The organism is Nonomuraea sp. NPDC051941 (genome assembly GCF_044593615.1).
In genome coordinates, this window is sequence record NZ_JBIUCF010000007.1 from 120,675 (window position 1) to 145,820 (window position 25,146).

22 protein-coding genes are annotated in these 25,146 nt (G+C 72.6%); 9 read left to right on the plus strand and 13 right to left on the minus strand.

Annotation, left to right across the window (positions count from 1 at the left end):
• Positions 1-18: 18 nt before the first annotated feature.
• From ACIHFD_RS14840 to ACIHFD_RS14865, 6 genes are all read right to left on the minus strand, one after another.
• The gene (locus ACIHFD_RS14840) at positions 19-1,176 is read right to left on the minus strand and encodes a hypothetical protein (RefSeq protein WP_397367324.1); all 1,158 of its coding nucleotides are present in this window, start codon (positions 1,174-1,176) and stop codon (positions 19-21) included.
• Positions 1,177-1,198: 22 nt separating this feature from the next.
• The gene (locus tag ACIHFD_RS14845; RefSeq protein WP_397367325.1) at positions 1,199-1,723 is read right to left on the minus strand and encodes an RNA polymerase sigma factor; all 525 of its coding nucleotides are present in this window, start codon (positions 1,721-1,723) and stop codon (positions 1,199-1,201) included.
• 54 nt (positions 1,724-1,777) lie between these two features.
• Positions 1,778-2,569: a helix-turn-helix domain-containing protein gene (locus ACIHFD_RS14850; RefSeq protein ID WP_397367326.1), complete on the minus strand. Its 792-nt coding sequence runs from the start codon at positions 2,567-2,569 to the stop codon at positions 1,778-1,780.
• Positions 2,570-2,684: 115 nt separating this feature from the next.
• Positions 2,685-3,413: a hypothetical protein gene (locus ACIHFD_RS14855; protein WP_397367327.1), complete on the minus strand. Its 729-nt coding sequence runs from the start codon at positions 3,411-3,413 to the stop codon at positions 2,685-2,687.
• A gap of 2 nt (positions 3,414-3,415) precedes the next feature.
• Positions 3,416-4,465 carry a hypothetical protein gene (locus ACIHFD_RS14860; RefSeq protein WP_397367328.1) on the minus strand — a complete coding sequence of 350 codons (1,050 nt, stop codon included), beginning with the start codon at positions 4,463-4,465 and terminating at the stop codon, positions 3,416-3,418.
• Between the two features lie 147 nt (positions 4,466-4,612).
• Positions 4,613-5,686 (minus strand): AraC family transcriptional regulator ligand-binding domain-containing protein, encoded by a 1,074-nt coding sequence (locus tag ACIHFD_RS14865; protein WP_397367329.1) that lies wholly within the window; start codon positions 5,684-5,686, stop codon positions 4,613-4,615.
• Between the two features lie 89 nt (positions 5,687-5,775).
• Here ACIHFD_RS14865 and ACIHFD_RS14870 point away from each other — a divergent pair, with 89 nt between their 5' ends.
• On the plus strand, positions 5,776-6,636 hold the full coding sequence (locus ACIHFD_RS14870; RefSeq protein ID WP_397367330.1) for a polysaccharide deacetylase family protein: 861 nt from the start codon (positions 5,776-5,778) through the stop codon (positions 6,634-6,636).
• Between the two features lie 9 nt (positions 6,637-6,645).
• Entirely contained in the window at positions 6,646-7,395 is a 750-nt protein-coding gene (locus tag ACIHFD_RS14875; protein ID WP_397367331.1) for a tyrosine-protein phosphatase, read from the plus strand.
• On the opposite strand, the gene ACIHFD_RS14880 is transcribed toward ACIHFD_RS14875, so the two are convergent.
• The 3 genes from ACIHFD_RS14880 to ACIHFD_RS14890 are packed head-to-tail and all read right to left on the minus strand — an operon-like array spanning position 7,374 to position 10,452.
• Positions 7,374-8,927 carry a hypothetical protein gene (locus ACIHFD_RS14880; RefSeq protein ID WP_397367332.1) on the minus strand — a complete coding sequence of 518 codons (1,554 nt, stop codon included), beginning with the start codon at positions 8,925-8,927 and terminating at the stop codon, positions 7,374-7,376. The two genes, ACIHFD_RS14875 and ACIHFD_RS14880, sit on opposite strands and share 22 nt — an antisense overlap.
• The gene (locus tag ACIHFD_RS14885; protein WP_397367333.1) at positions 8,924-10,276 is read right to left on the minus strand and encodes a hypothetical protein; all 1,353 of its coding nucleotides are present in this window, start codon (positions 10,274-10,276) and stop codon (positions 8,924-8,926) included. The genes ACIHFD_RS14880 and ACIHFD_RS14885 overlap by 4 nt, the downstream gene beginning before the upstream one ends.
• A gap of 11 nt (positions 10,277-10,287) precedes the next feature.
• The gene (locus tag ACIHFD_RS14890; protein WP_397367334.1) at positions 10,288-10,452 is read right to left on the minus strand and encodes a hypothetical protein; all 165 of its coding nucleotides are present in this window, start codon (positions 10,450-10,452) and stop codon (positions 10,288-10,290) included.
• Here ACIHFD_RS14890 and ACIHFD_RS14895 point away from each other — a divergent pair.
• Positions 10,423-11,082, plus strand: a complete 660-nt coding sequence (locus tag ACIHFD_RS14895) for a hypothetical protein (RefSeq protein WP_397367336.1) — start codon at positions 10,423-10,425, stop codon at positions 11,080-11,082. The two genes, ACIHFD_RS14890 and ACIHFD_RS14895, sit on opposite strands and share 30 nt — an antisense overlap.
• Here the strand turns inward: ACIHFD_RS14895 and ACIHFD_RS14900 are convergent.
• On the minus strand, positions 11,079-11,771 hold the full coding sequence (locus ACIHFD_RS14900) for a DUF1579 family protein (protein ID WP_397367338.1): 693 nt from the start codon (positions 11,769-11,771) through the stop codon (positions 11,079-11,081). The genes ACIHFD_RS14895 and ACIHFD_RS14900 overlap by 4 nt on opposite strands.
• Positions 11,772-11,922: 151 nt before the next feature.
• On the opposite strand from ACIHFD_RS14900, the gene ACIHFD_RS14905 reads away from it, so the two are divergent.
• From ACIHFD_RS14905 to ACIHFD_RS14915, 3 genes are read left to right on the plus strand one after another with little or no spacing between them, the layout of a single operon-like run.
• The gene (locus ACIHFD_RS14905) at positions 11,923-13,854 is read left to right on the plus strand and encodes a sensor histidine kinase (RefSeq protein ID WP_397367339.1); all 1,932 of its coding nucleotides are present in this window, start codon (positions 11,923-11,925) and stop codon (positions 13,852-13,854) included.
• A 60-nt stretch (positions 13,855-13,914) separates the two neighbouring features.
• Positions 13,915-15,393: a pyridoxal phosphate-dependent decarboxylase family protein gene (locus ACIHFD_RS14910; RefSeq protein ID WP_397367340.1), complete on the plus strand. Its 1,479-nt coding sequence runs from the start codon at positions 13,915-13,917 to the stop codon at positions 15,391-15,393.
• Positions 15,394-15,453: 60 nt separating this feature from the next.
• Positions 15,454-16,059, plus strand: a complete 606-nt coding sequence (locus ACIHFD_RS14915; RefSeq protein ID WP_397367474.1) for a DNA-binding response regulator — start codon at positions 15,454-15,456, stop codon at positions 16,057-16,059.
• Between the two features lie 24 nt (positions 16,060-16,083).
• Here the strand turns inward: ACIHFD_RS14915 and ACIHFD_RS14920 are convergent, their stop codons facing one another.
• Positions 16,084-16,860 (minus strand): alpha/beta fold hydrolase, encoded by a 777-nt coding sequence (locus tag ACIHFD_RS14920; RefSeq protein WP_397367341.1) that lies wholly within the window; start codon positions 16,858-16,860, stop codon positions 16,084-16,086.
• 57 nt (positions 16,861-16,917) lie between these two features.
• Here ACIHFD_RS14920 and ACIHFD_RS14925 point away from each other — a divergent pair, with 57 nt between their 5' ends.
• Positions 16,918-17,376, plus strand: a complete 459-nt coding sequence (locus ACIHFD_RS14925) for a MarR family winged helix-turn-helix transcriptional regulator (RefSeq protein ID WP_397367342.1) — start codon at positions 16,918-16,920, stop codon at positions 17,374-17,376.
• A gap of 9 nt (positions 17,377-17,385) precedes the next feature.
• Here ACIHFD_RS14925 and ACIHFD_RS14930 read toward each other — a convergent pair whose 3' ends face one another.
• Positions 17,386-18,492, minus strand: coding sequence for an FAD-dependent monooxygenase (locus tag ACIHFD_RS14930; protein WP_397367343.1), 1,107 nt, complete (start codon positions 18,490-18,492; stop codon positions 17,386-17,388).
• 98 nt (positions 18,493-18,590) lie between these two features.
• On the opposite strand from ACIHFD_RS14930, the gene ACIHFD_RS14935 reads away from it, so the two are divergent.
• Together ACIHFD_RS14935 and ACIHFD_RS14940 are read left to right on the plus strand one after the other, a co-directional pair.
• Entirely contained in the window at positions 18,591-19,166 is a 576-nt protein-coding gene (locus ACIHFD_RS14935) for a helix-turn-helix domain-containing protein (protein WP_350731735.1), read from the plus strand.
• Positions 19,167-19,229: 63 nt separating this feature from the next.
• Entirely contained in the window at positions 19,230-20,333 is a 1,104-nt protein-coding gene (locus tag ACIHFD_RS14940) for a hypothetical protein (RefSeq protein WP_397367344.1), read from the plus strand.
• Here the strand turns inward: ACIHFD_RS14940 and ACIHFD_RS14945 are convergent.
• Positions 20,330-25,057, minus strand: coding sequence for a GH92 family glycosyl hydrolase (locus ACIHFD_RS14945; protein WP_397367345.1), 4,728 nt, complete (start codon positions 25,055-25,057; stop codon positions 20,330-20,332). The genes ACIHFD_RS14940 and ACIHFD_RS14945 overlap by 4 nt on opposite strands.
• Positions 25,058-25,146 lie beyond the last annotated feature (89 nt).

Consider the following 25,146-nt stretch of genomic DNA (forward strand, 5'->3'; position numbering starts at 1 on the left):
AGGTGTCCGGCCGGGTCCTCAGCCGGCCGGACGCCTGCCGAGCTCGTCGGACCAGCCCATGTCCTCCAGCGCCACCCGCAGCAGGAGCTTGCCCTTCTCGGCCAGCTCGTACTGCAGCAGCTCCGCCGACTGCTCGTCCACGACCAGCCGCACCGTGAGCTCGCGCGCCGTCGGCGTCGAGAGGGCGACCCCGGTACGCCCCAGCGCGTCCGAGGTGTTGCCCTCCAGCGTCACGGACGGCTGGTCGGCCAGCACGCGGAACAGGGCCGAGCGGGTGCCCGGCTGGAGCGGCGCCGTCATCAGGTCCACGGCGGTCTGCCAGAGGTAGCCGGCCTTGCCGATGTCCGCGCTGTTCGGGCTGCGCTTCCAGAGGTCGTCCAGGCGGCGGCGCAACGCGTCCTCGCCGGTGGGCAGGTCCGCGAGGTTGCGCAGGTTCAGGCTCGGGTTGTCGATCGACAGGATCCGCTCGGTGGCGTCGTCGTAGGTCTTGGGCTTCTTCTCGGCCATCTCGGGGGAGCCGGCCGCCCGCCAGTCGGCCTCGTCCTGCGGGGAGCCGAAGGTGACCTCGACGTCCTGGTTGCTCACGCTGCGGCCGGTCTCGCCCGCCTTCATCGGCCGCCAGGTCTCACGGGTGTCGGCGGTGAAGGCCGTGTACGGCAGCTCGGCGACCCCGTTGGTCTTCAGCTCCACGACCTTGCGGTCGAACTCCTTCTTCGCGGCGGCCAGCCGCTCCGGGGCGCCCTTGAGCCCCGCCTCCTTGTCCTTCTGCGCCTTGAGCAGGGCATTGAGCTTGGCCTCGTAGTCGCCCGGCACGTTGTGCACCTTCGCGAACGTGCGCTCCCGGAGGTACCAGTAGCGGCCGGACTCGGCCGGCTCTCGCATCGCCGTCGAGGCCGCCGCGAGCAGGAAGGAGCGGGCGGTCAGCGGCTTGGCCGCGACTGCCGGGTTTGGCGTCTTGGGGGTCGGGGTCCCGCCGGAGGCGACGACCACGGTGGCGGCCGCGAGCCCGGCCGCCGCCGTACTCGCTACCAGCAGGAGCGGCCACCGCGAGCGCCGCTTGACGCGCGGCGTGGCGAAGGCGCGGGCCAGGTCGGCCGAGCGGCGCCGCCGGTAGCCGTCCTCGGCCAGCTCGTCCAGCCCGTCGGGCTTGAGCTCGGCGAAGATTCGGTCGGTCATGAGGGGTCCTCCAAGGGTGTGGTCAGGAGTCGAGGCTGCGGGCCGGGCTCGCGCCGCCCAGGCGGAGGGCCAGGGTGAGGCGCTTGCGCGCACGGTGGAGCCGGACGTTGTACGTACGGACCGAGCAACCCACGACGGAGGCCGCCTGCTCGGGCGGCAGGCCGTACCAGGTGGCGAAGATCATGGCCTCCACGTCGTGCTCCGGCAGGGCCGACAGCGCGGCCAGCGCGGTCTCCCTGTCGATGACGTGCTCGGCCACGTCCCAGGCCACCTGGTCGCGCGGGGTGGTCAGGGCCACGATCCGGTCGACCAGGGCCTGCCGCCGGTGGCGCGAGTCGCGCTGCTTGGCCAGCAGGTTGCGCGCCACCCCGAGCAGCCACGGCAGCGGCGGCTCCGGCAGGTCGTCGAGCCGCCGCCACGCCACCAGGAACGTCTCGCTGGAGACGTCCTCGGCCAGGTCGCGCTCGGCCCGCAGCAGGGCGTAGCCCAGGACGCTGGGGTAGTGCCGGTCGTAGAGGTCTGTGAATCGTTCCTCGGGATCATCCACACCCAGTAGTCCCTCCGGACGCCCCTGGATTACCGCGACGCACCGAATTATTCGTCAGGCTCGCCGGCACGAGAGGCGGACCGGGCCGGCCGCCGTGGACTGCGCGCCTGCCGGGTCCGCGATCTCCACCGTGACCAGGCCGTCCGAGGTGTCGACGGGGACCCAGGTGCCCTGGCGGGTGTGCTGGTCGAGGGTGAATTCGGCGACGGTGCGAGCGTCGTCGCCGAAGCCGTCCTTGATCGTGTACCGGACCTGCCGGGTGGGGAGGGGAGGGTTGCCCACGGAGACGTCCACGAAGCATTGGTGCCGGCCGCGCAGTCCGGTGGTGAACCGCCATTGGAAGGTGTTCCCGCAGCCCGTGCCCGGTGTGCCGCGGGTGTCGTCGCGCGGGCAGCTCGGGGCGGCGACCGCCGTGAAGGCGAGGTCGGGCCCGGTCGCCGCCATGAGGTTCTTGGGGAGCGTGCCGGCCGTGACCAGGGCGATCAGCCCGAGCGCCACCAGGGCCAGCCAGAGCAGCGCCGAGCGGCGGCGCGGACGGGCCGGCGGCGGCGACGTCGTGGTGTCCAGCCTCGCTTTGATCGTGTGCCAGGTACGGGTCCATTCGTCCTGATCGCCACCGCACGCGCCGACGTACGCCTGCGTGACCGCCAGGCTCGGCAGCCGGTCGCCCGCCGCCGCCGCGGACAGCGCGGAGGCCGAGTAACCCGCTTTGCGCTCCATCGCCCGGTAACTCGGATTGCCCGCCGCCCCCCGGAGGTCGCGCAATCCTTGGGCGAAGTCCTGGAGCGGGCCGGGCGGCACCGGCCGCTCCCGCCGCCCACGTGTCGTGGTGCCGTCGTGTGTCATCGTGCCCCCTGCCGTGAAGTGTCGCCCCCTATTCGTGGGCACACGGCCGGCGGACTGCACGTGCGGCGAAGCGCCTGGCGGGGGCGCGTCCGCTCCCCGCCAGGCGTCCGGCTTCCTACCCTCTGCCCTTGCCCCGCAGGCAGGTCAGGACGATGCCTTCGTTCATCGTGTAGGTGTTCTTCGTGTTCCCCGCCTCGGTCCGGTGGCTCGCCATGGCGCCGGTGAGGTGCGCGAGCTCGTGGAGCAGGATCAGCGTGCGCCACTCGTCGGGGTCGAGCGGCCTGCCGCCGTCGTCGTTGTTGTACTGCACCGGTTGCGGCTTCGACTGGTGCCACTCCTGGTAGAGGTAGATCGTTCCGGCCGAGCCGCGGCCCGTCGTCGACTCCGCGTACGGCAGGCGCCCGTCCGGCGCGGGCGTGCCGTGCTTGGAGTACAGGTCGAACAGCCTGGGCGCCTTCCAGATCGCCCGCAGGATCGACAGGGCGCTCTCGCCGCCGGGGCTGTCCAGACCGGTGACGAAGCTGTTGCAGCGGGGGCGGCGCTCCAGCAGGTCCAGCGCGGTGTCCACGGCCAGGTGGAACTCCTTGTCGGCCGTCGCGGGGTCGGGCGGCCTCAGGGGGGTCGGTCCGGGGGAGGGCCGCTGGTTCTCTTCCTCCTCCTCGATCGCGGGCTCGTCCTCCGTGTCATCGTCATAGAGGTCCTCGTACCAGCTGGGCTCCTCCGGGTCCGACCACAGGTCGATGACGTCGGCGCGGGCCGGGCCGGTCGCCACGGCTCCGCTTCCGGTGATCACCGCGAGCGCGGCGAGGACGGGCAGCAGGCGGCGCGGGCTTATGAGTCTCATCGTCAGCCCACCTTGACCTTGCCGAGGATGTCGACGACCGGCTCGCCGCAGGTGTTCACGTACCGGACGATCACGATGTACCGGACGCCCCTGGTCAGGAAGGAGGCGGCGTACCTGGTGCGGTCCTCCAGGACGGTGTTCCCGGCGACCGTGGGCTGCCGGTTGAGGAGCTCGTCGCCCGACTCGGACAGGAAGGCGTACTCGGCCGTGCTGCTCTTCGCGAGCTTGTCGCCGAAGGGTGCCAGGTAGGTGTTGCCGCCGAGGACGAGTGTTTTGCCGAGGTTGTCGCCGCCGATGTAGAACCTCGGGGTGAACTTGCCCGTGCGGGCCGTCGTCCCGTACAGGCGGACGTAGGCGGGGACGCGGCAGGTCTGCCGCTGCAGGCTCGGCCGCAACCGCATGACCTGCCGCCCGTACGAGCCCTGCCGCCCGTACGAACCGTCCTGGCCGTAGGAGCCCTGCCGTCCGTACGAGCCCTCCTGGCCGTACGAGCCTTGGCGGCCGTAGGAGTCCTGCCGGGCCTGGGGAGCCTGCTGGGCCGGTTGGCCCGGTGTGCCCCGCTGCGCCGGTGCCGGGGAGCCCTGGGAGGGACGCTGCGGCTGGCCGCTTCCCGGCCGGCCGACGATGTACCGGTCGATGGCGGCGTTCGCGCCACGCTCCAGAACCCGTTCGAGCCAGGCGGGAAGCTTGGAACCCCCGCTGGTCTTCGGGAACGTCTTCGGAGTGGCCGGACCCGGCTGGTCGCCCGTGCCGGTGGGCGTGTCCCCGCCGCTCTCAGGCTCCTCCAAGGACAAGGAAGGGCTGCCGTCGCCGGAGCCCTGGGCGGGCCCGGATCCGGTGTCCCCGATACCGGGAATGCTCGGGATGCCGGGGAGGCCGGGAATGTTGAAGCCGCCGGAGTCGTCCGACGGCAGGAATCCGGAGCCGGGGTCGAACCCTCCGAACGGGTCGATGTCGGCGCGGGCCGCGCCGGCGGTCAACCCGCTCGTGACGACCGCGCCGCTCACGGCCAGGACGACCGCCGCACGGCGCAGCCTCGAAGGTGATCTCACGTTCGCTCTCCTCTCGCGCTGCTGGACGTCTGCCAGCGATCCCTGACTACGGGGCCCGTCGATGACCAGCCAGACGGTGACGTTGTCCATTGGCCCGAGCCGTTGATCAGGGACGCCGGTCATCTCCGGCCGTCCGCGCGGAGCGGGCTACGTGGGGCCGCCGGCCCGGATGACGGCGGGGCCGTGGCCGTACCAGCGGTGGATGGCCCGCCGCAGCGCCCGCGAGTCGGTGAAGCCGACCCGCGCGGCGATGGACTCCACGCTGAGCGTGGTCTCCCGCAGCAGGCGGTCCACCCGCCGCCGGCGCAGCCTCTCCAGCTCCTCCCGCCAGCTGGTGCCCTCGTCGCGCAGGCGGCGCTGGAGGGTCCGGGGGCTCATGGCCAGCCGCGCGGCCACCTGGTCGAGGCCCGGCGGGCCGCCGGCGACCGCGGACTCGAGCACGGCGTGGAAGCGGTCGAGCCAGCCCAGCACCGGCCGGGCGGCCATGACGGACAGCCGCGCGTGGTCGTCCAGGATCGCGGCGAGCGCGGGGTCGGCACGCGGCAGCGGGGCCTCCATGTCGGCCCGGGCGAACGTGATCGACGGCTCGCCGGTCTCGAACTCGACGCGCCTGGTGCCGAAGAGCTCCATCAGCTGCCTGGGCGCGGCGGGCGAGCGGTGCGGCAGGTGGACGCGTACGGGCGTGATCCGCCGTCCGGCGCCCGAGCTCGCCATGACGAGCATCATGTACGTCGCGAACTCCGCGATCATCGGGTAGTCCGGGTGGTCGCGGTAGGGCCCCTGCCAGCTGACCGTCACCCCGCCGTCGTCGTCGCGGGTGACGACGAGCCGGTCGGCGGGGTCGGCGATGGCCGTGAGGCGGCGGGAGGCCACCTGGAAGGCGTCGCCGAGGGTGCCGGAGACGGCGAACAGGTAGTCCCACACGCCCAGCCCGCCCGGCCGCCACAGCTCCATGACCCGGTTGCTGCCGCCCGTCTCCCACGCCAGGCCGGAGACCAGCTCCCAGACCCGCAGGATGGTGGCGGTGGGGATGCGGATCCCGTCCTCGTCCAGGACGGAGAGGCCGGGCACGCCGGCGAGGCTCGACCGGTCCAGCCCCGCCGCGATGCCCGCCCTGACCAGCAGGCGGGTCAGGTGGGGCGAGACGGTGCCCTTCGCGGTGTCGTCCCCCGTCGTGCTGCTCACCATGAACTCCCAGCGGAAGTGGCGCCTTCGGCCCACCCCACGACGCCTTCGGCCCTCCTGACGGACTCCCGCAATTTCTACCTTCATGGGCAGACAGCCCCTTCAGGGGCCCTTGCGGGAGGAACATGATGGAGAACACGCTGTTCGACTACAGCCCGATCGTCGGGCGCGAGCCGATCCGCTGGCCGGGCGGTGCCCGCGTCGCCTTCTACGTCGGCCTGAACGTGGAGCACTTCACCGTCGACCGCCCCTCCACCAGCATCAACGAGGCGACCGCGGCACTCGTGCCGGACCCGCTGAACTACGGCTGGCGCGACTACGGGCCGCGGGTGGCGATCTGGCGCGTGATGGAGGTCCTCGACCGGTACGGGATCCGGGCGAGCGTGCTGCTCAACGCCGACGTGTGCGAGCGGTACCCCCAGATCGTCGAGGCGGGCAACGCCCGCGACTGGGCGTGGCTGGCCCACGGCAAGAACAACTCCACGCTCCAGGTCGACGTCGGCGACGAGCGTGCCTACCTGACCGAGGTGGTCGAGACCATCGAGAAGGCCACCGGGCGGCGGCCGCGCGGCTGGCTGGGCCCCGCGCTCACCGAGACGTTCCGGACGCCGTCCCTGCTCGCCGAGCTCGGCCTGGGTTACGTGCTCGACTGGACGAACGACGATCAGCCGTACCGGCTGAACGTCCCGGGGATGCTGAGCGTGCCGTACTCGCTCGAACTCAACGACCTGGGCATCTTCACGATGCACGGCAGGAGCGGCGGCGACTTCGTGCAGCTGGTCAAGGACCAGTTCGACCAGGTCTACGCGGAGTCCGCCGAGAGCGGGCGGGTCATGGCGCTGGCGCTGCACCCGTTCGTCATCGGCCAGGCGTTCCGGGCGAAGTACCTGGACCAGGCGCTGGAGTACGTCGCCGGCCACGACGGCGTATGGCTGACGACCAGCGACGAGATCGCCGAGCACTACGCGGGCCTGGGGCGGGCGTAGTGTGACCGCGTGAGAAGACATATCGCGTTCGAGCGGCTGCACAACTTCCGGGATCTCGGCGGCTACCGGGCCGCCGACGGGAGCGTGGTGCGGTGGGGGCGGCTGTTCAGATCCGATTCGCTGGCCAAGCTGCGCGGCGAGGACTGGGACCGCTTCCTGGGCTTGGGCGTCCGTACGGTGATCGACCTGCGCTATCCCTGGGAGATCGAGGCCAGGGGGCGGGTGCCGCACCACGACGGGGTCGCCTATCACAACCTCAGCATCGAGCACCGGCCCTACGACCAGGCGGAGATCGATCCGGACGCCGACCCGTGGCGCTTCCTGGCCGACCGCTACGCCGAGGTCGCCCTCGACGGGGTCGTGGAGATACGGCAGGCCCTGGAGGTCATCGCCTCGGCGGACGAGCCGCTGGTGTTCCACTGCGCCTCCGGCAAGGACAGGACCGGGCTGGTGGCCGCGCTGGTGCTGGCCCTGCTGGAGGTGCCGGAAGACGACATCGTGCGGGATTTCGCGCTGACCGAGCTGGCCACCGACCGGCTGACCGCCGACTGGCGGGTGGCGCACCCGGGCCGCGAGCTGAAGTGGCCCGGGTACGGCAGAGCCCCCGCCGAGATCATGCGGCTCTTCCTGGCCGACCTGGCGGCGTCTCACGGCTCCGTTCGGCGTTATGTCACCGACCGGCTCGGCGTGGACGAGGAGCTGATCTCAGAGCTCCGCGGCCGGTACCTCCACGACGGCTACGCCGGCACCCAGCGGTAGGAGGCGACCTCGGCGCCGCGCGGCTCGTACGACACCTCCAACCGCCGCGAGCCGCGCTCGAGCGTGAACGTGACCTCGGCGGGTGAGCCCTTGGCCAGGTCGGAGCCGCTGGGACCGGCCAGGATGCGGTCACCTTCACGCATGCCCGCCCGGTCGGCGGCCGATCCGGCCACCAGCCCCGCGACGACGCCGGTCTCCATGCTGCCGAGGTCGAACCCGACCTCCGCGACGTGGTCGCGGACGCCCTCGCGCCGGAAGCGGGGCCCGAGGGCGTCGGAGGCGGGGACCATCCACTCGCCCGCCTCCAGCGCCGCGAAGTCGCGCCTGGCCTGCTCGCCCAGCTCGGCGACCGCCAGGTCGATCCACTCGGGCACGCCGACCTTCTCCCCGGCCCGCTTCCGGTCGAGCACGGTGAGCACGAGCTCGTCGAGGGGCTGGCGCCCGGCCGCGCGGAGCTTGGCGTCGAGGCCGAGGAAGTAGAACAGGCCGCGCCCGTACGGGACGCGCTGCGCCCGCTGGTCCTTCCAGAACCGCTCGGCGGCCGCCCGGTTGCTCAGCGTCTGGAGGGGATTGGTGTAGTAGCTCCGGGCGCGGTCGTTGATCAGGCGGAGGAACGCGTCGTCGTCGATGAGCCCGGCGCGGTGGGGCAGCACGATCGAGTAGTGCTCGGCGGTGCCCTCGGTGTACCAGCTGACGTCGCCGTGCTCGCCGTCGAGGTGCGGCCAGTTGTGCGCGGTCTCGTGCGCGAGCAGCGAGGTGAGGTCTTCTGCGGCCGGTGACTCGGCCTCGCTCCAGCCGAACATGAACGAGCGGTGCAGCGCGGTGCCGCCGTTGCCCCGGTAGGGGTTCTTGCGGACGAAGACCCGGTGCCCGGGCTCGGGTTCGCGGAAGAAGTCGCACATCGCCCGGTAGATACGCTCGATCTGGGTGGCCACGGCGACGGTGTCGAAGGCGGGCTCGCTCAGCCAGTACATCGCGAACGGCCCCGAGTCCGGATATTTCGTTATCGGTCCGGCGAAGTAGTAGCTGAACGCCAGCTTCTCCGCGGTGCCCGTCAGCTCGACGTCGCCCTCGCCGAAACTGGAGACGCCCTGGCCGGCCCAGCGCAGGGTGATGGCGTAGTCGTGGGTGGTGTCGGGCAGCGCCAGGAACGAGATGCCCGCCCCGTGCACCCCACCCGCCTCGGCGCGCAGGTCGAACAGCGGGCCGTTCCTGGTGGTGGCGTCCACGGCGCGTACCGGTGCGAAGTAGGCCACCTTGACGTCGCCGACGCTGTCACGCGTGGCGCACCACCGGCGATACGCCCAGCTCGACGTGGGCGGCTCGGCCTCCTCGCTGATCGGGAGCTCGCCGAGGTCGTCGGTGACGCGCAGGTCGGCGGTGCGCAGGGTGACGCCGGGGATGCCGACGACGACACCCGGCAGGCGGCAGACCGCCTGGCCCGCCGGGACAGATGGCGACTGCAGGACGTATTCGACGTCGATGCCTTCGGCGCGCGGCGACAGGGTGAGGGAGAGCGTGGGGAGGGTCATCGGGCCTGTCCTTGAGGGGCGAGGAGCGCGCGTACGGCGGAGACGGCGGTTTCCAGCGACTCGCCGTCGCCGAGGGAGTGCCCCGCCACGAGCGGCAGCACGTGGACGTTCGACGCCGGCACCCCGGCGTGCCGGATCGCGTGCGTGCTCGCGGCCAGGGGCGTGGCCAGGTCGAAATAGCCACCGGTCACGAGCACGCGGATGCCGGGGCGCTCGCGCAGGAGCTGCGCGACGTGCTTGGTGGGGTTGCGGTAGAAGTCGGCCTTGGGGTGCTCGCCGCGCCAGTCGAAGGCGAAGTTGAGCTCCAGGGAGAGCGAGACGTAGGTGCCCTCGTCGGTCGCCCCGGCCTCGCGCCTGAGATAGTCGGCCAGCTCCTCGGAGAGGATGACGTTGGACCTGCCGATGCCGAACGCCGGGTCGTCGGCCGCGAGCGGCCGGTCGTCCTCGGGCGGGGGCGGCATCGGGCCGGTCACCCTGGTGTCGAGCCGGCCGACCAGCTCGTCCCGGTCGGCGAGCAGCGTACGCAGGAAGTCCTCGCTGCCGACGCGCAGGTCCGCGGCCAGCACCTGCCCGACGGGCAGCCCGATGAGCTCGGCGACCCGCTCGGCGACGGCGGCGCGCTCGTCCTGGGGGAGCGCCGAGCCGAGGTGCAGCGCGGTCAGGAAACGCGACTGCGCGAACTCCTGGGCCCGGTCGAACACCGTCGCGGCGTCCGGCGCGCCGGCCGACGCGCGGCCGTGCGCCCAGGCGGCGACCGCCATCGTGGGCAGTTCGAGCACGTGCGGCAGGTCGTTGCCGGGCGCGGGGGTGGACGCCGTCGCGTCCAGCAGCGGCGAGACGAAGACGAGCCCCGCCACGTCGATGTCGCCGACCTCCGCGCAGAGCGTGGCCAGCCGGTGGCCGCCGTAGCTCTCGCCGACGAGGTAGACGGGGCAGTCCCGGCGGTCGTGGCGGGCCAGCCAGTCGCGGATGAAGTGCCGCATCGCCGCCACGTCGCCGTGCACGGTCATGTACGGCGCCGCGCCGCCCTCCCGCAGCACCCGGCTGAACCCGGTGCCGACGGGATCGACGAAGACCAGGTCGGCGACGTCGATGATCGACAGGGGGTTGGGCACGACGATCCGCCGCCGCCCGGTCTCCGCCGGGACCGTCTCGAAGCGCTGGGGGCCGAACGCCGACATGTGCAGCGGCGACGACGAAGCGCCGGGACCGCCGTTGAACAGGAACACCACGGGCCGCCGCCCCGAGCCGGGGACGACGTAGCTCGTACCGGAGATGAGCGCGTCGGGGACACCGTCGGCTCCGGCGAGCACCGACGACTCCCAGCGGGTTGTGTAGCTCTTCGGCATGTGCTCTCCCGTCAGAGGGTTTTCAGCTCGGCGAGCAGCCGGTCGACGTCGGCGTCCGAGGCGTAGAAGTGCGGGGACATGCGCAGGTGACCGCCGCGGTGGGCCACCGCCAGCCCCCGCGCGGCGAGCCGGTCGACGGAGTCGGCGTGCCCGGCGACGCTGACGATCCCGCCCATGCGCTCGGGGTGGGCGACGGGGACGAGGCCCGGCGCCGGCTCGGGGTGGGGGTCGCCGAGGAGCTGGGGCTGCCCGGCAAGTCCCGCGATCTCCGGGAACGGGCCCGGCATCTCGACCTCCCGTCGCAGGAGCCCGGGCGCGTCACGCGGGCGGAGCGGGAGCCCGGGCGCGTCGCTCGTGCCAGGCCCGTCCCGCCGCCCACCCCCGTGCGCGGGACGGCCCTCGCCTCGGAGCACGGCTTACGCATCGGCAACCCGTACCGGGAGCCGGTCGTCGAGCCTGAGCTGCCCGGCGGCCTGGTGGCGGCCGTGCCCGACCTGCTGGTCATCCGCACGCTCAAGCGCCATGGGCGGGTGGGCGTGCACGTGCGGTGGGATCCCGCGGCGGCCCGCCTGCCGGTGAGCCGGTGGGAGCAGGTGGAGGAGATCGAGTTCGTCACGACGACGGGGATCATGCAGATCGAGGGGATGCACACCGACGGCGAGCGCCCGCCCAACCTGACGTTCCAGGGCGCGGGTCGCTACGGCCTGCAGGTCCACGGCCGCGCCCGGCGGGGGGAACGGCTGTCCAACCGCCCCGGCGAGTCATACCTTCTGGTGATCTGGCCCGTCGCGCTGGGATCCTCCTAGCCGGCCTTGCGGGTGTAGACGACATGGTCCACCAGCCGTTCGGACTGGCCGGGAGGCGTGAAGTACAGGTCGAAGGTGTGCTTGTCGTTCGACCTGATGGTGATCACGGTCCGCATCGGGATGGTCTTCCCGACGTACTCGGGGCCGAGCACGCCGGGGTCGGTGAACGTGCCGGGCAGCGACAGCTTGTCGGTGCGCTTGGTGAGCGCGGGCCCGCGGTAGGTCATCGCGGTGGGGGTGACGCTGTCGAAGGTCGTCCACTCGTAGCGCCGGTCGATGGTGGAGAAGCCGAGGACGCCCAGGCGGTAGTAGGGGTTGCCGCCCAGGGTCCCCTCGGTCCGCTCCTCCAGGAAGCGGCCGCCGGTCTTGGCGATCCACCGCGTCGTGACCGTGATGTCGCGGGAGACGATCGGCTTGCCGCCGCCGAGGAGGTAGTTGGTTTTGACCGCTTTCCAGGTGCCGACCAGCGGGTCGAGCTGCCGGTGGAAGGGGCCGGGCGCGAGGACGTCGGCGGGCGCGCTCCGCACCTGGACGGCGGTCCGCGCGGTGATCGGTGCCGCGGCGGGCGCGTTCTGGAGCTGGGCGGCGGCCCGCGCGGTGGTCGGTGTCGCGGCGGACGCGCTCGGCGCGCCGGCCAGGCCCAGTACGGCCACGGCCGAGACCACGGCCGGTGCCAGTCGGTTCAGCATGATGTCTCCACAGTGCTCGGAGGGCTCGGACGAGCCCGGCCGCCGGAGTGATCTCGGCGCAGAGGGATCGTGACATCGGGGGCATAGCCGCTGATAGTGTCGCTGTACTCGGCCGGGTATGCATTTTGCACGGTTCACGAGGAGGGGCCGGGTGGCGCGGACCGCGGACGATCTTCCGCTCCGGCTGGCCCGAGCCATGCTGTGGGCCTCGTTCGGCATCCTGTTCGCCATCCGCGCGCTCGCCGGGCTGGACAGCGGCGCCGGCCCGCTCGGGGTGCTGCTCCCGATGGCGTCGTACCCGCCGCTGGTCGCGCTGGCGGTGCGGCGCTGGAGCCCGGCCGTCCGGTACGCGCTCCTCGCGGCCGTGGTGCTGCTCTACTTCCTGCCGTTCCCGGTCGTCGGCGAGTCCTGGGACTGGGTGCCGTGGACCGTGGCCGCCGCCGTCCTGTGCGCTCTTCCCCGGCGGGCCGCCTGGCCGCTGTTCGTCCTCGTCGTGGCCGCGGCCGGCGCGTCCGTCCTCGTGCTCGGGTACGACGCCTATCCCGGGGAGGAGATCCAGGCCCTCCTCGGGTACATGATCATCACGGCGGACGACGGTCTCATCGTGTTCGGCCTGTCCGCGCTGGTCCGGGCCGTCGAGCAGGTGCACGGCACCCGGGAGGAGCTGGCCCGGGTGGCCCTGGCCAAGGAGCGCCTGCGGCTGGACGGAGAGTTACGCGGCGTCCTCGGCGGAAAGCTGCGGGCGATCGCGTTCCGGATGCGGAAGGCGGCCCAGGAGGAGCCCGGGGACGCTCGGAGCGACCTCCGGGAAGGCGTCGAACCCGCCCGGCGCGACCCCGGGGGAGATGCCGAACTCGCCCGGCGCGACCTCCGGGAAGGGGTCGAGCTCGCGCGGCGCACGCTGGCGGAGGTGCGGGCCACGGCCGGCGCCTACCGTGCCGCCGCTCCTCAGGAGGCCCCGCCCCCGATCGAGTCGCCGCGCCTGGCCCGGCACGTGCTGCTCGCGGTCCTGCTCATCCAGTGCGTGCTCGTCCTGAGGGTCATGGCGCCCTCCAACCCCTACGACTGGCCGGCCTTCGCCCTCGCGGCGGCCCTGCTGGCCGCCGTCGTCATCCTCCAGGTGCTCCCGCCGTCGCGGGCGGCGCTGATCGCGCAGAGCCTGCTGATCCTGCTGCCGCTGGCCGTCTTCCCCGAGGCCTGGGACCGCTTGCTGAGCGTCTTCACGGGCAGGCTGCTGCTCAACGTACGGCCGCCGCTCTCCTGGGCGATGACCGGGCTCGTCCTGGCCGGGCACCTCACCTGGCTCCTCCACTCCGTGGACAGCGGCGCCCTGTTCGTCGACGACGTCGCCGCGGCGCTCTCCCAGTTCGGCGGCCACATCATGATCATGTGGCTGGTGTACTGCCTCGGACGGCTGAGCGGGCTCCTCACCGTGCTCGAGCGGATGCGGCACGAGCTCGCCGAGGCGGCGGTCCGCCGCGAACGGGCGCGCGTCGCCGGTGACCTGCACGACGTGCTGGGCTTCAGCCTGTCGGCGGTCGCGCTGAAGGGCGAGGTGGCCGAACGCCTGCTGGACACCGACCCCTCCCGGGCCAGGTCCGAGATCGCCGCGCTCGGGTCGCTGGTCGAACGTGCGGTGGCGGAGCTCGGCTCCATCGCCGGGGACCGGGTCGAGCTGCGGCTCCGTACCGAGGTCGACGCGGCCCGCGAGGTGCTGGCGAGCGCCGGCATCGAGGTGGTGACGAGCGTCGGGACGGGCCCGCTGGCGGCGGAGGCCGACACCGCGCTGGCCGCCGTGCTCCGTGAGGGCGTCACCAACGTCCTGCGCCACAGCCGGGCCCGCACCTGCGAGATCACCGTGTCGGAGGCGGCGGGGTCCGTACGGCTGCGGCTGGTCAACGACGGCGCCACCGAACGGCCGGGGAAGCGGGGGACCGGGCTCGACAGCATCGCGTCGCGGACCGGCGGGCGGCTGACGGCGGGGCACCGCCCCGGTGGCAGGTTCGAGGTGCTTGCCGAGTTCCGCACGGATCCGGCCGACACCACCCAGGCCGCCCAGGAGGCGAGCCGGCCGTCCCAGTAGCGTTCGAGGAGGAGAAACCGTACGACCGCGGTCCATTCGTCCATCCCGTCCGGAGCCCGCATGTCTTCGCATCCGACCGTCGTGCCCGACCTGTCCGGCGGCGTCTCCGGCGCCGCCGCCCTGGAACCTCTGCTGCGCACGGTGCTGACCGCCCTCTCGGAAGGCGCGGCACGGCGCGGCGGGCCGATCCCCGCCGGTACGCCCGGCGAGCTCTTCGCGGGAGTCGCCCAGGGCTTCGCCGGGCCGGGCGGTGACGCCCTGCGCCGGTTCACCGAGCTGGTGGCCGCCGGCAGCGCCGACCCGGCCGACCCGGCCTGCGCCGCGCACCTGCACTGCCCGCCGCTCGCCGTCGCCGTGGCCGCCGACCTGGCGATCTCCGCGCTCAACCCGTCGCAGGACTCCTGGGACCAGGCCCCCGCGACCACCGCCCTGGAGACCCTCCTGCTGGGTGAGCTGGCCGCATTGGTGGGCTACCCGGACTCGGCCGCGGGTGTGCTCACCTCCGGCGGCACCGAGTCCAACTTCATGGGCCTGATGCTGGCCAGGGACCGGGTGCTGGGTCACGCGACCGGCCACCGGATCGAGCGGAGCGGCCTGCCGGCGAACGCGCCGCGGGCGCGGATCTTCGCCTCCGCCGCCGCCCACTTCTCGACACGGCGCGCCGCGGCCCTGCTGGGCCTGGGCGAGGACGCGGTCGTGACCATCCCTGTGGACGGCGAGCTGCGGATGCGGCCGGAGGAGCTGGCCGCCGCGCTGCGGGAGTGCGTGCGGCGGGGCGAGCTGCCGATGGCCGTGGTCGCCACGGCCGGCACCACCGACACGGGCGCGATCGACCCGCTGGAAGCCTGCGCGGCGCTGGCCGCCGAGCACGGGGCCTGGCTACACGTGGACGCCGCCTACGGCGGTGGCGCCCTGCTGTCCGACCGGCTGGCTCCGCTGCTGGCGGGCATCGAGCGGGCTGACTCGGTGTCCCTGGACTGGCACAAGCTGGGCTGGCAGCCCGTCGCCGCGGGCGTCTTCCTGGTACGGCGGGCCGAGACGTACGAGTCGCTGGAGCGGCGCGCGGCCTATCTCAACCCGGCCGACGACGAGGAAGCCGGCTACACCAGCCTGCTCGGGCATTCGCTGCGCACCACCCGCCGCCCCGACGGCTTCAAGATCGCCGTCACGCTGGCGACCTTCGGCAGGGACGGTCTGGGCCGCCTCGTGGACACCTGCCACGATCTGGCGCGGGCGGGAGCGGCGGCCGTCCGCGTCCATCCCCGGCTGGAACTGCACGCCGACCCGGTGCTGACGGCGTTCCTCTTCCGGTATCTCCCGGCGGACTCCGCCCTGGCGGACCGGGTGAACGCCGGGCTGCGCCGCCGCCTGCTCCACGAGGGACGCGCCGTCGTCGGCCGTACCGAGCTCCCGGGAGCGGGGCCGGGCCGCGTTCGGCTCAAGCTCACCCTGCTCAACCCGCACACGACCGCTGCCGAGGTGGAGCGGCTCGTCCACCTGGTCGCCGCCGCGGGCGAGGCCGAGGAGGAGACACTGTGAAACGGGGCCTCTAAGCTGAGTGATCGTGACGACGCGGCGAGCCGGATTGCGCACATGAGCGTGGTCCGCGTTCTCCTCGCGGAGGACATGCTCCTCCTGCGCGAGGCGCTCGTGGAGCTGCTCCACCTCCACGACGGCATCGACGTGGTGGCCCAGGTGTCCAGCGGGGCGGAGATCGTGGCGGCGGCGGAGCGTCACCGGCCGGACGTCGCGGTGATCGACATCGACCTGCCGGGGATGGACGGCATCACGGCCGCCACCGAGCTGAACGACCGGCTGCCCGACTGCCGGGTCCTCATCCTGACCGCGCTGAGCAAGCCGGGCGAGCTGCGCCGTGCGCTCGATGCGAGGGTCGCCGGGTTCGTCCCCAAGGACATCAGGCCCGGCGACCTCGTCGCCGCCATCCGGACGGTCGCCGCCGGAGGCGCGGTGGTGGACCCGGCCCTGGCCATGACCGCGTTGCGGGCGCCGGAGAGCCCGCTCACCCAGCGCGAGACGGAGGTGCTGCGGATGTCGGCGACCGGCGCCCAGCCCTTGGAGATCGCCGAGCGGCTCTTCCTCACCTACGGCACGGTCCGCAACTACCTGACCTCGGCGGTCGCCAAACTGGGCGCCCGCAACCGGATCGACGCCATCCGCATCGCCTCCGAGGCCGGCTGGCTCTGACCGCGGCCCGCGCTGAACGGCATCTCATGCAGCGGACGTGAAGCCCTCGAGGATGTCATTGAAGAGGTCCGGGCGCTCCATGTTGGGGTAGTGGGCGGCACCGTCGATCGAGATCGTCCGCCCGTCGGCCACGGTACGGGCGAGGCGTTCGGCCATGCCGATGTGGTCGGGCGAGTCGAGGGCGCCGTTGACGGCCAGCACGGGAACGCCGATCCCGGCGACGCGCTCCCAGGTGTCGCGGACCGGGACGAGCAGGTCGGGCTCGCCGGCGGTGTGCTTGGACATGGTGGCCCTGGCCATCCGGCGCAGGCGGCCGGCGACGCCGGGGTCGAGGTCGTCGAGGGCGCGGTGCGGGCCCGCGGCGAACAGCATGAAGCCCTCGACGGAGCCCTCCAGATCGCCGGCGGCCATCGCCGCGTGCCAGGTGGCCAGGGCCCGGGTGGTCCAGGGGTCGGTGAAGTACGGCTCCCCGGTGCCGGCGCCGCTGACGACCACGGCGGCGACCAGGTCCGGATGCTCCAGCGCGGTGTCGACCGCGACGCTCGCTCCCATGGACACGCCCGCCAGGACCGCCGGCCCCGTGTCCAGGTGGCGCAGCAGCGCGGCGAGGTCGTCGGTGAGCCGGTACGGCTCGGTGGGGTTGGCGGAGCGGCCGTGGCCGGGGGCGTCGGGCGCGATGACGCGGTAGCGCGAGGCGAAGCGGGGAATCTGGTCGTCCCACATGCCGTGGTCGACGAAGCCGCCGTGCAGCAGGACGAGGGGGCGTCCGGTGCCGGTGTCGAGCCAGAACAGATCCTTCATGACAACCAAGGTGTCATTTTCGGGCGAAGATGACAACCTAGGTGTCATCATGGTGAGGTGAGCGACACGAACCGCAGGCCGGGCGACCGGCTCACCGAGGTGTTCGACCTGGTGGGTCCCCTTTATCGGCGCGCCCAGCGCAAGGTGGAGCAGGACGCGCCCATCGAGGGGCTGTCGGTGGGGGTGCGGGCCGTGCTCAACCTGCTCCGCGAGCACGGGCCCATGACCGTCCCCCAGATGGGGCGAGCCCAGGCGTTGAGCCGCCAGTTCGTCCAGCGGATGATCAATGATGCGGCCGGGCGAGGGCTGGTCGAGTTCGTGGCCAACCCGGCGCACAAGAGGTCGTCGCTCATCCGGCTGACCGAGCAGGGGCGGGCCGTCATCACCGCCGTGATCGACCGCGAGCGCGCTGAGCTGCGCCGGATCGGCGGCGACCTCACCGACGCCGAGGTCACCGCCTGCCTCCGGGTCCTGTCGCGCCTGCTCGGGCATCTCGACGACATCGACATGGACTGAGCGGGACCTTCATCCCACGGTGTAGTCCTTGAGCGGCACGACGTCCTCGGCCACCTCGACCGGGGGCTCGGTGGGCGGCTGGAGGAACCAGCGGGCCGCGGCCCGGCCGTGCAACTGGTTGCGCTCGACGTAGTCGCGCAGCCGGCCCTCGTACGCGGCGAAGGCGGTGGCGTGGTCCGGGGCCTCCGCCAGCTCGCCGGCCAGCACGTACGCGCCGATCAACGCCTGCGAGGTGCCGCGGCCGGAGGTGGGCGCGGCGCAGTACGCGGCGTCGCCCACCAGCGCCACCCGGCCGGCCGACCACGAGTCCATCACGACCTGGCCGGAGGAGTCGAAGAAGAACTCCTCGGCCTCGCTCATGGCCTCCAGCAGCCGTGGCACCTCCCAGCCCGCGCCGTCGAAGTGCTCGGCCACCAGCTTCTCCTGCTGCCGGCGGTCGCGCCGGTCGTAGTCCAGGTGGTCAGCCCCGAACGACAGGCCGACGCGGAGCTCGCTGTTGCCGCGGGCGGCGAAGGCCAGCGCGTTGCGGCCGACGGTGTTGTGCATCAGGCCCGTGCGGTCGAGGCCGAACAGGTTGGGCGTGGTGAACAGCGCGCCGTAGATGCCCAGGTGGCGGACGTAGCGGGACTCGGGGCCGAAGGCGAGCCGGCGCACGGTCGAGTGCATCCCGTCCGCGCCGATCACCAGGTCGAACGTACGGGACCCGGCGCGCTCGAAGGTCACGTGGACGCCGGAGCCGTCCTGGTCGAGCTCCGTGATCGTGTCGTCGAAGAGGTAGTCGGTGGTGTCCCGGGTGGCCTCGTACAGGATGGCCGTCACGTCGGACTTGAGCACCTCCAGGTCGCCGGAGATGGCGGTGGCGGGCAGCTCGGCCAGGGGCGCGCCGGCGTCGTCGACCAGCGTCATCCCGGTCATCCCCGTCTCGTGCCGGCGCATCTCCTCCAGCAGGCCCATCCGCTCCAGCACCTCCAGCGCGCTGCCGCGGAAGTCGATGGCGGCGCCGCCGCCGCGGACGACCGGGGCCCGCTCCACGATCGTGGGCGCGTGGCCGTGCCGGTGCAGCCAGTAGGCCAGGGCGGGGCCGGCGACGCTGCCGCCGGAGATCAGGATCCGCATGGGATTTCCCCTTCTCGGTTGGTGTGGGGCAACCGTACGCAGAGTTTGGGCAAATGCGCAAGACGGTCGTCTCATGCGCTCGTGCTAGGCTGTCCGCCATGGGAAACCGTGAGGACCTGCTGGCCGGGGCGCGGCGCTGCCTGGAGGAGAAGGGGTGGGCGCGCACGACCGTCCGCGACATCTCGGCGGCGGCCGGCGTCAGCATGGCCGCGATCGGCTACCACTTCGGCTCGCGCGAGGCGCTGCTCAACGCGGCGCTGGTGGAGGCCATGCGGGAGTGGGGCGAGCAGATCGGCGCCGCGATGGCCGCCGTGGACGAGGCGGCCGCGCCCGGCGAGCGCTTCGAGGCGCTCTGGGAGCGGCTCATCGCGTCGATCGGCGAGCACCGCACGCTGTGGCTGGCCAATCTGGAGGCCATGGTGCAGGCCGAGCACTCGCCGGAGCTGCGCGACGAGCTCGTGGCCGGTCAGCGCGAGGGCCGCCGCGGCATGGCCGCGCACCTGGTGGACGGCGACGAGGCGGACCTCGCCGAGCGCGAGGTGCGCACCGTCGGCTCGGTGCACCTCGCGCTGCTGCTGGGCGTGATGATGCAGTGGCTCAACGACCCGGACCAAGCCCCGACGGGGGCGGAGGTCCTGGCGGGCCTGCGCGCGCTGACCGCCCGGATGGGGTGAAGTTCGTCAATCGTTCAGCTCGGCGCAGCCGGCCGGATCCCGGGCAGGCGCCATCATGCCTCTGTGTACCGCATCCCGGTGGCCGTCGTGCTGGCGGCGCTCACCATGGTCACGCCGGTCGAGGCTGCCGTCGGTTGGCAGGTCGGCTTCCGCGGCGGAGCCCGTACGTACATCGCGGATCTCGCCGCCACCGGGCCGGCGGACGCCTGGGCCGCGGGCCGGCGCGAGACCAAGCAGCTCGATCCGCGGACCGGCTCGCCCGTCACCAGGCCCCTGATCAGGCACTGGAACGGCAGGGAGTGGTCGGAGTTCGCCGCCCCGGGCGGGCCCCTGCGTGAGATCTCCCTGATCGAGGCGTCCTCCCCGGCCGACGTGTGGATCGCGGGGACCACCGGCGCCCGTTCGGTGCTGTCGCGCTGGGACGGCAGGCGCTGGCGGCTCATGGGGTCGGGCCGGACCACGATCACCGATCTGAACGTCCCGGACGGCGAGCACGCCTGGGTCGTGGGCCGCGACGACCGTACACGGGGAGTGTTCTTCAAGCGCTATCACGGCGGCCGCTGGACGAGCCTGCCCGCGCCGGCGTCCCTGAGGGAGATCAGCGTCCGCACGCCCGGAGAGGTCTGGGGCTGGGGTCCCTCCGCCGTCATGCGCTGGGACGGCAAGGCGTGGCACCCGGTGGCGCTGCCCGCCGTCGCGGTGCCCGCGGCGGCCGTGCCCGCGTACGGACCGGTACGGGTTCGCTACGACGCGGTGCTCGCCGCCGCGAACGGGGACGTCTGGATCGCCGCCGGGTTCCAGCAGGGCGACTGGACGCAGCCGGGGGCCGTCCTGCTGCACCGGCGCGGCGGGACGTGGGAGCAGCTCCGGCTGCCCGGCGACCACGTCACCACCCTGTCCGGCGACGGCTCGGGCGGCGTCTACGCGGCGACGACCCGGCAGTCGATCACCGCGACCCCGGACGGCCAGGACCCCTACGCCTACACCACCCTGTCCATCGACGCGCTCCGGTACGCCGGCGGCGTGCTGACCCGGCAGAGCGTCACCCCGCCGGCGACCGGATTTGAATGGACGGACCTCATCGCCGTGCCGCGTACGGGCTCGGCGCTGGCCGCGGGCTTCGCCTGGAAACCTCCTCAGGGAGACGTGATCTTCCGCAACTCCTAGCGCCGCAGGTCCAGCCGCACCCTGGCCAGCCAGGACCCCCAGCCGTTCTCCGGCCGGCTGTCCCCGATGCGCAGGTAGAACGTACGGGCCTCGCCCCGCAGCTCGTCGAGGTCGAGCGTGCGCGCCGAGCGGTTGGACAGGTCGCGCACGTCGGCGCTCTCCCGCAGCACGGTCCGCCAGCTCCGGTTGTCGGCCGAGACCTGCACCAGGAACTGGTTGCCGATGTCCAGCGTCACCGAACCCCCGCTCACCTGGGCCGGCAGCTCGAACCGGTAGGTGGCGTGGCCGTCGCCGTCGGTGAAACGGGCGCGCCCGTCGAACACCTCTCCGTCGAGCTGGGACCCGTCGGCCTCCAGCAGCCACGGCTCCTCGGCCGCCGTGCCGGGCGTGAACTCCACGGTGTCGCCGATCACCGTGACCGTCACCTGTTCGGAGGCCGGCCCCTGGTCGGAGGTCGCGGCGAGCCGGATCGGATGGCTGCCGGGACCCGCCGTCGCCGGCACCGTCACCTGGAACGTCACGGTCTGGGACGCGCCCGGCGCGACGGGGCCGAAGGCGACCCCTCCCGAGGGCTGGACGGTCCAGCCCTCAGGGCCGGTCGCGGTCAGCCGTCCGGTGGCAGGCCGGTCGGCATGGTCGGACACGGTCACCGGGAGCGTCACGGTCTCCCCGGGCGCGGCGAAGATCCCGGCGGCCTCGATGACCAGCGGTGACGTGGCGGGCGGCGCGGGGGCGAGCAGCTCGATCTCCGCGAGCGACGTGCCGCCGGTGAACCTGATCCGGTAGTGGGCGTACGCGCCAGGATGCGCGATCTTGAACGGACGGGTCTGCAGCCGCCACGGGAAGCTCTCACCGGCCCGCTCGTCGAGCACCTTCCACGACGTGCCGTCGGCGGAGCCCTCCAGGACCCATCCGGACGGATCCTCGGAAGGCTGTCCGGCGCCGGAGGTGAGCGTGTAGTAACGCGCCTCCCGATCGCCGTCGAAGGTGTATCGCACCCATTCGGGCAACGTCGCCCGGGTGGCCGAGTCGTCGTCGAACAGCGCGCTCACGTCCGCGCCGCCGGCCGCCGACGCCGTGCCGCGTCCCGGCCCCGTGAGGTCGTGCAGCGGGGCGGGGATCCGGCCGTCGTCGGTGATCGAGGGCGGGGCGGCGTTCCTGCCCGTGCCCCAGCGCGACGGCTTCGGCCCCATCTCGAACACCAGCTCGCCGCCCTTGGCGATCAGGTCGTGCGGAAGGTACGTCTTGTCGTACGCTCTGCCGTTGACCGTCAGCCCCTGCACGTAGACGTTGCGCGGGCTGTTGCCCGGCGCCTTGATCACCAGCTTCCTGCCGCCCTCCAGGTGCACCGTCGCCTTCTTGAACAGCGGCGAGCCGATCGCGTAGTAGGGGCTGCCCATCTGCAGCGGGTAGAAGCCCAGCGCCCCGAAGACCTGCCAGGCCGACATCTCCCCGTTGTCCTCGTCGCCGGGGTAGCCCTGGCCGATCTCGCTGCCCAGGTAGAGCCGCGAGAGCGCCTCGCGCACCTTGGCCTGGGTCTTCCACGGTTGTCCCGCGTAGTCGTACATGTAGGCGATGTGGTGCGAGGGCTGGTTGCTGTGCCCGTACTGGCCCATCCGGATGTCCCGGGCCTCGCGCATCTCGTGGATGATCCCCCGGTACGAGCCGGGGAACGCCGCCGTCTCCTGGGTGGCGAAGAACGCGTCCAGCTTGGCGGCCAGCTTGTCCGCGCCGCCGTACAGGTTGGCCAGGCCGCGGCCGTCCTGCGGGACGTGGAAGGCCATGTTCCAGCCGTCGGTCTCGGTGTAGTCGAAGCCCCACGTACGCGGGTCGTAGGCGCTCGGCTTGAGCCGGAAGGAGCCGTCGGCGTTCCGGCCCTGGAAGAAGCGCACCGCCGGGTCGAACAGGTGGACGTAGTTACGCGCCCTGTTCCGGAAATATTCGTACTCCTCCAGGTAGCGGGCACGCTGCGCTCCCGTGGACCGCTCGGCCAGCACCTTGGCCATGTTCGCGATCCCGAAGTCGTTGATGTAGCCGTCCATCGCCCACGACATCGCCTCGCCGGTCGACTGGACGCTCGTGTACCCGAGGAAGACGGAGGTGTTCAGGCCCTTGCGGCCCACCTGCCGGGTGGGCGGGGCGACGGTGGCGTTCTTGACCGCGGCCTGGTAGGCGGCCACGGCGTCGAAGCCGGTCACCCCCTTCAGGTACGCGTCGGCGAAGGCGACGTCGGAGCTGGTGCCGACCATCAGATCGGCGTACCCGGGCGAGGACCACCGGGAGATCCAGCCGCCGTCCAGGTACTGCCGCACGAACCCGTCGATCATCTCCCCGGCCGCCTTCGGCGTGAGCAGCGCGTACGCGGGCCAGGTGGTGCGGTAGGTGTCCCAGAAGCCGTTGTTGACGTACACCTTCCCGTCCGCCACCGGCGCCCCGGTCTGGGTGGGCGTGCTGGGCGGGGTGCTGGTCGCCGACTGCACGGCGTGCTTGTGGACGGGCGCGGCCGCGGTGCCGGTGTTCTCGAAGCCGGAGTTGGGATAGAGGAACAGCCGGTACAGGTTGGAGTACAGCGTGACCAGCTGGTCCCGGCCGGCCCCTTCGACCTCGATGACGCCCAGCTTGGCGTCCCACGCCCGGCGGGCGCGCTCGCTGACCGTCTCCAGGGTGTCCGAGGCGGCGATCTCCAGCTCCAGGTTGTGCCTGGCCTGGTCGATGCTGATCAGCGAGGACGCGATGCGCATGGTGACCGTCCTCGTCGTGCCCGCGTCGAAGGACAGGTAGCCGAGCACGTTGTCGCGACCCTGGCCGGTCAGCTTGCCGCCGCCGGTGACCGGGCGGTCGAAGACGGCGTAGTAGAACATCCGCGTGGCCCCGGTGGACAGGTCGCTGCGCACGTCGGAGTAGCCGGTCACCACACCGCCGGCCGGGTCCAGGTTCAGGCCGCCGCTGTTGTTCACGTTGTCGAAGATCAGCTTGGCCTCTGAGCCGGGGAAAGTGAAGCGGGCCAGCGCCGCGTGGTCGGCCGGGGCGATCTCGGTCTTGAGCCCGTTGTCGAACGTGACCGCGTACAGGTGCGGCTGCGCGACCTCCCGCTCGTGGCGGAAGGCCAGCGCGCGGGCGGTACGGGACGGGTCGGGCACCCCCTCGGCCGCCGAGGGCATGAACTGGAACGTCTGCCGGTCACCCATCCACGGGCTGGGCTCGTGACTGGCGGCGAACGCCTGGATCTCGGGCAGGTTGGCGGCGTTGCCGGCCCGGTGGTACTCGTACAGCCAGCTCGTCGAGCCGGCGTTGGTCATCGGCGTCCAGAAGTTGAACCCGTGCGGCACCGCGGTGGCCGGGAAGTTGTTCCCCCGCGAGAAGCCGCCGGTGGAGTGCGTCCCCCGGGTGGTCATCACATACTGGGCAGGGCTGCGATCGTCGCGTGCCGGGCGGCCCTCGTACGGCTGCCGCTTCCGCTCCGAGACGATCTTGATGTCGTCCACCCACCCGCGGAACCCGGCGGGCCCTGCCGGGCTGTCGTAGGCCACCAGGATGCGGCTGATCCGCTTGCCCTTGGCGACCTCACCGATCTGGGCGCGCTTGTAGTTCCACTGGTCGGCGTACAGGGTCTTGGACTCGCCCTGCGCGCGCGGCGCCAGCCGGACGCCGTGCTGGTCGACGGCCTTGAGGTCGCTGAGGTACGTGCCGTCGCGGAAGGCCAGGTCCACCGAGACGTACGTGCTGGGGTAGCGCAGGTCGGCCGCGGTGAACTCGGGGAAGACCACGTAGGACAGCTCCGTCGTGGCCGTGACCGGGATGTCCACCTCGAACACCTTGTTGGTGGAGTGGCCGCCGGTCGCGGCGGTGGTGCTGCCCGCGTACTGGAACGCCCGCAGGCCGGAGAAGCCGGCGCGCGGCTTGGACACGAACCCGCCGTTCGGCCCCGCGCCGATCTGGCTGCGCATGTCGCTGGGCGGCGTGGGGCCGGTCCGGCCGTCCGACAGCTCCCACTCGGCCAACTGCAGGGTCGCGCCGCCGCCGATCCGGGTGACGTTCAGCCGGTAGTGGGCGTAGGCGGTCGGGTTGGCGAAGCGATACTCCTTGCGCTGGAAGCGCGCCGTGAACGTCTCGCCGGTCCGGGTGTCCAGGGTGGTCCAGCTCTGCCCGTCCTGGGAGCCCTGCAACTGCCAGTCGCGCGGGTCGCGTTCGGGCGCGTCGTTGGCGGAGGTCAGCGCGTAGTGCACGACCGCGACCGGGGCGGCCAGGCCGTACTGCGCCCAGCCGGTGCCGGCGAACACCAGCCACTTGGTGTTCGCGTCATCGTCGGCCAGGTTCTCCTTCCCCTCGCCGCCGGAGGCGTTCTCGCCGCTGGCGCTGAACCGGGCGATCTTGTCCGAGATGCTGCCCTCGATGCGTCCGGGCAGGGTGCCGATGACGTTCGCAGCCTTCTTGACGCCGCGGGCGTCGGTCTCTGTCGTGTCGGCCCACGTCGGCTGCGGGTCGCCGGGCTCGAAGGAGGAGGCGAAGGCCGCGCCCTCGGCCCGGGCCAGGGCCTGCCCGTCCCGCGCCGCCCGCTGCGTCTCCGCCGCAGGCGGAGCCGGCTCGGCGGCCTGCGGGCCGGGGGGCGGGCTGTAGGAGGGGTTGGGGGTCGGAGTGCCCGAAGGGCCGGGATTGGGCACGGGCTCAGGTCCGGCCGGGCCGGTCAGCGCGGCGGCGGGTGCGGCGAGGGCGAGGGTGGTCACGGCGCATAAGACCGCCATCATAAGAGATCGTTTACGACGGGACGGGGAAGGCCAGAGGGTGCTCACAGCGGTCTCCCAGGAGGAGTGAT

Excerpts from the sequence above, each read along its gene's own strand:
- ACIHFD_RS14855 (WP_397367327.1), bottom strand. The coding sequence starts at position 3,413 with ATGAGACTCATAAGCCCGCGCCGCCTGCTGCCCGTCCTCGCCGCGCTC.
- ACIHFD_RS14870 (WP_397367330.1), top strand. The coding sequence starts at position 5,776 with ATGATGGAGAACACGCTGTTCGACTACAGCCCGATCGTCGGGCGCGAG.
- ACIHFD_RS14840 (WP_397367324.1), bottom strand. The coding sequence starts at position 1,176 with ATGACCGACCGAATCTTCGCCGAGCTCAAGCCCGACGGGCTGGACGAG.
- ACIHFD_RS14910 (WP_397367340.1), top strand. The coding sequence starts at position 13,915 with ATGTCTTCGCATCCGACCGTCGTGCCCGACCTGTCCGGCGGCGTCTCC.
- ACIHFD_RS14930 (WP_397367343.1), bottom strand. The coding sequence starts at position 18,492 with ATGCGGATCCTGATCTCCGGCGGCAGCGTCGCCGGCCCCGCCCTGGCC.
- ACIHFD_RS14850 (WP_397367326.1), bottom strand. The coding sequence starts at position 2,569 with ATGACACACGACGGCACCACGACACGTGGGCGGCGGGAGCGGCCGGTG.
- ACIHFD_RS14890 (WP_397367334.1), bottom strand. The coding sequence starts at position 10,452 with ATGGGCGGGATCGTCAGCGTCGCCGGGCACGCCGACTCCGTCGACCGG.
- ACIHFD_RS14935 (WP_350731735.1), top strand. The coding sequence starts at position 18,591 with ATGGGAAACCGTGAGGACCTGCTGGCCGGGGCGCGGCGCTGCCTGGAG.
- ACIHFD_RS14885 (WP_397367333.1), bottom strand. The coding sequence starts at position 10,276 with ATGCCGAAGAGCTACACAACCCGCTGGGAGTCGTCGGTGCTCGCCGGA.
- ACIHFD_RS14880 (WP_397367332.1), bottom strand. The coding sequence starts at position 8,927 with ATGACCCTCCCCACGCTCTCCCTCACCCTGTCGCCGCGCGCCGAAGGC.
- ACIHFD_RS14920 (WP_397367341.1), bottom strand. The coding sequence starts at position 16,860 with ATGAAGGATCTGTTCTGGCTCGACACCGGCACCGGACGCCCCCTCGTC.
- ACIHFD_RS14900 (WP_397367338.1), bottom strand. The coding sequence starts at position 11,771 with ATGCTGAACCGACTGGCACCGGCCGTGGTCTCGGCCGTGGCCGTACTG.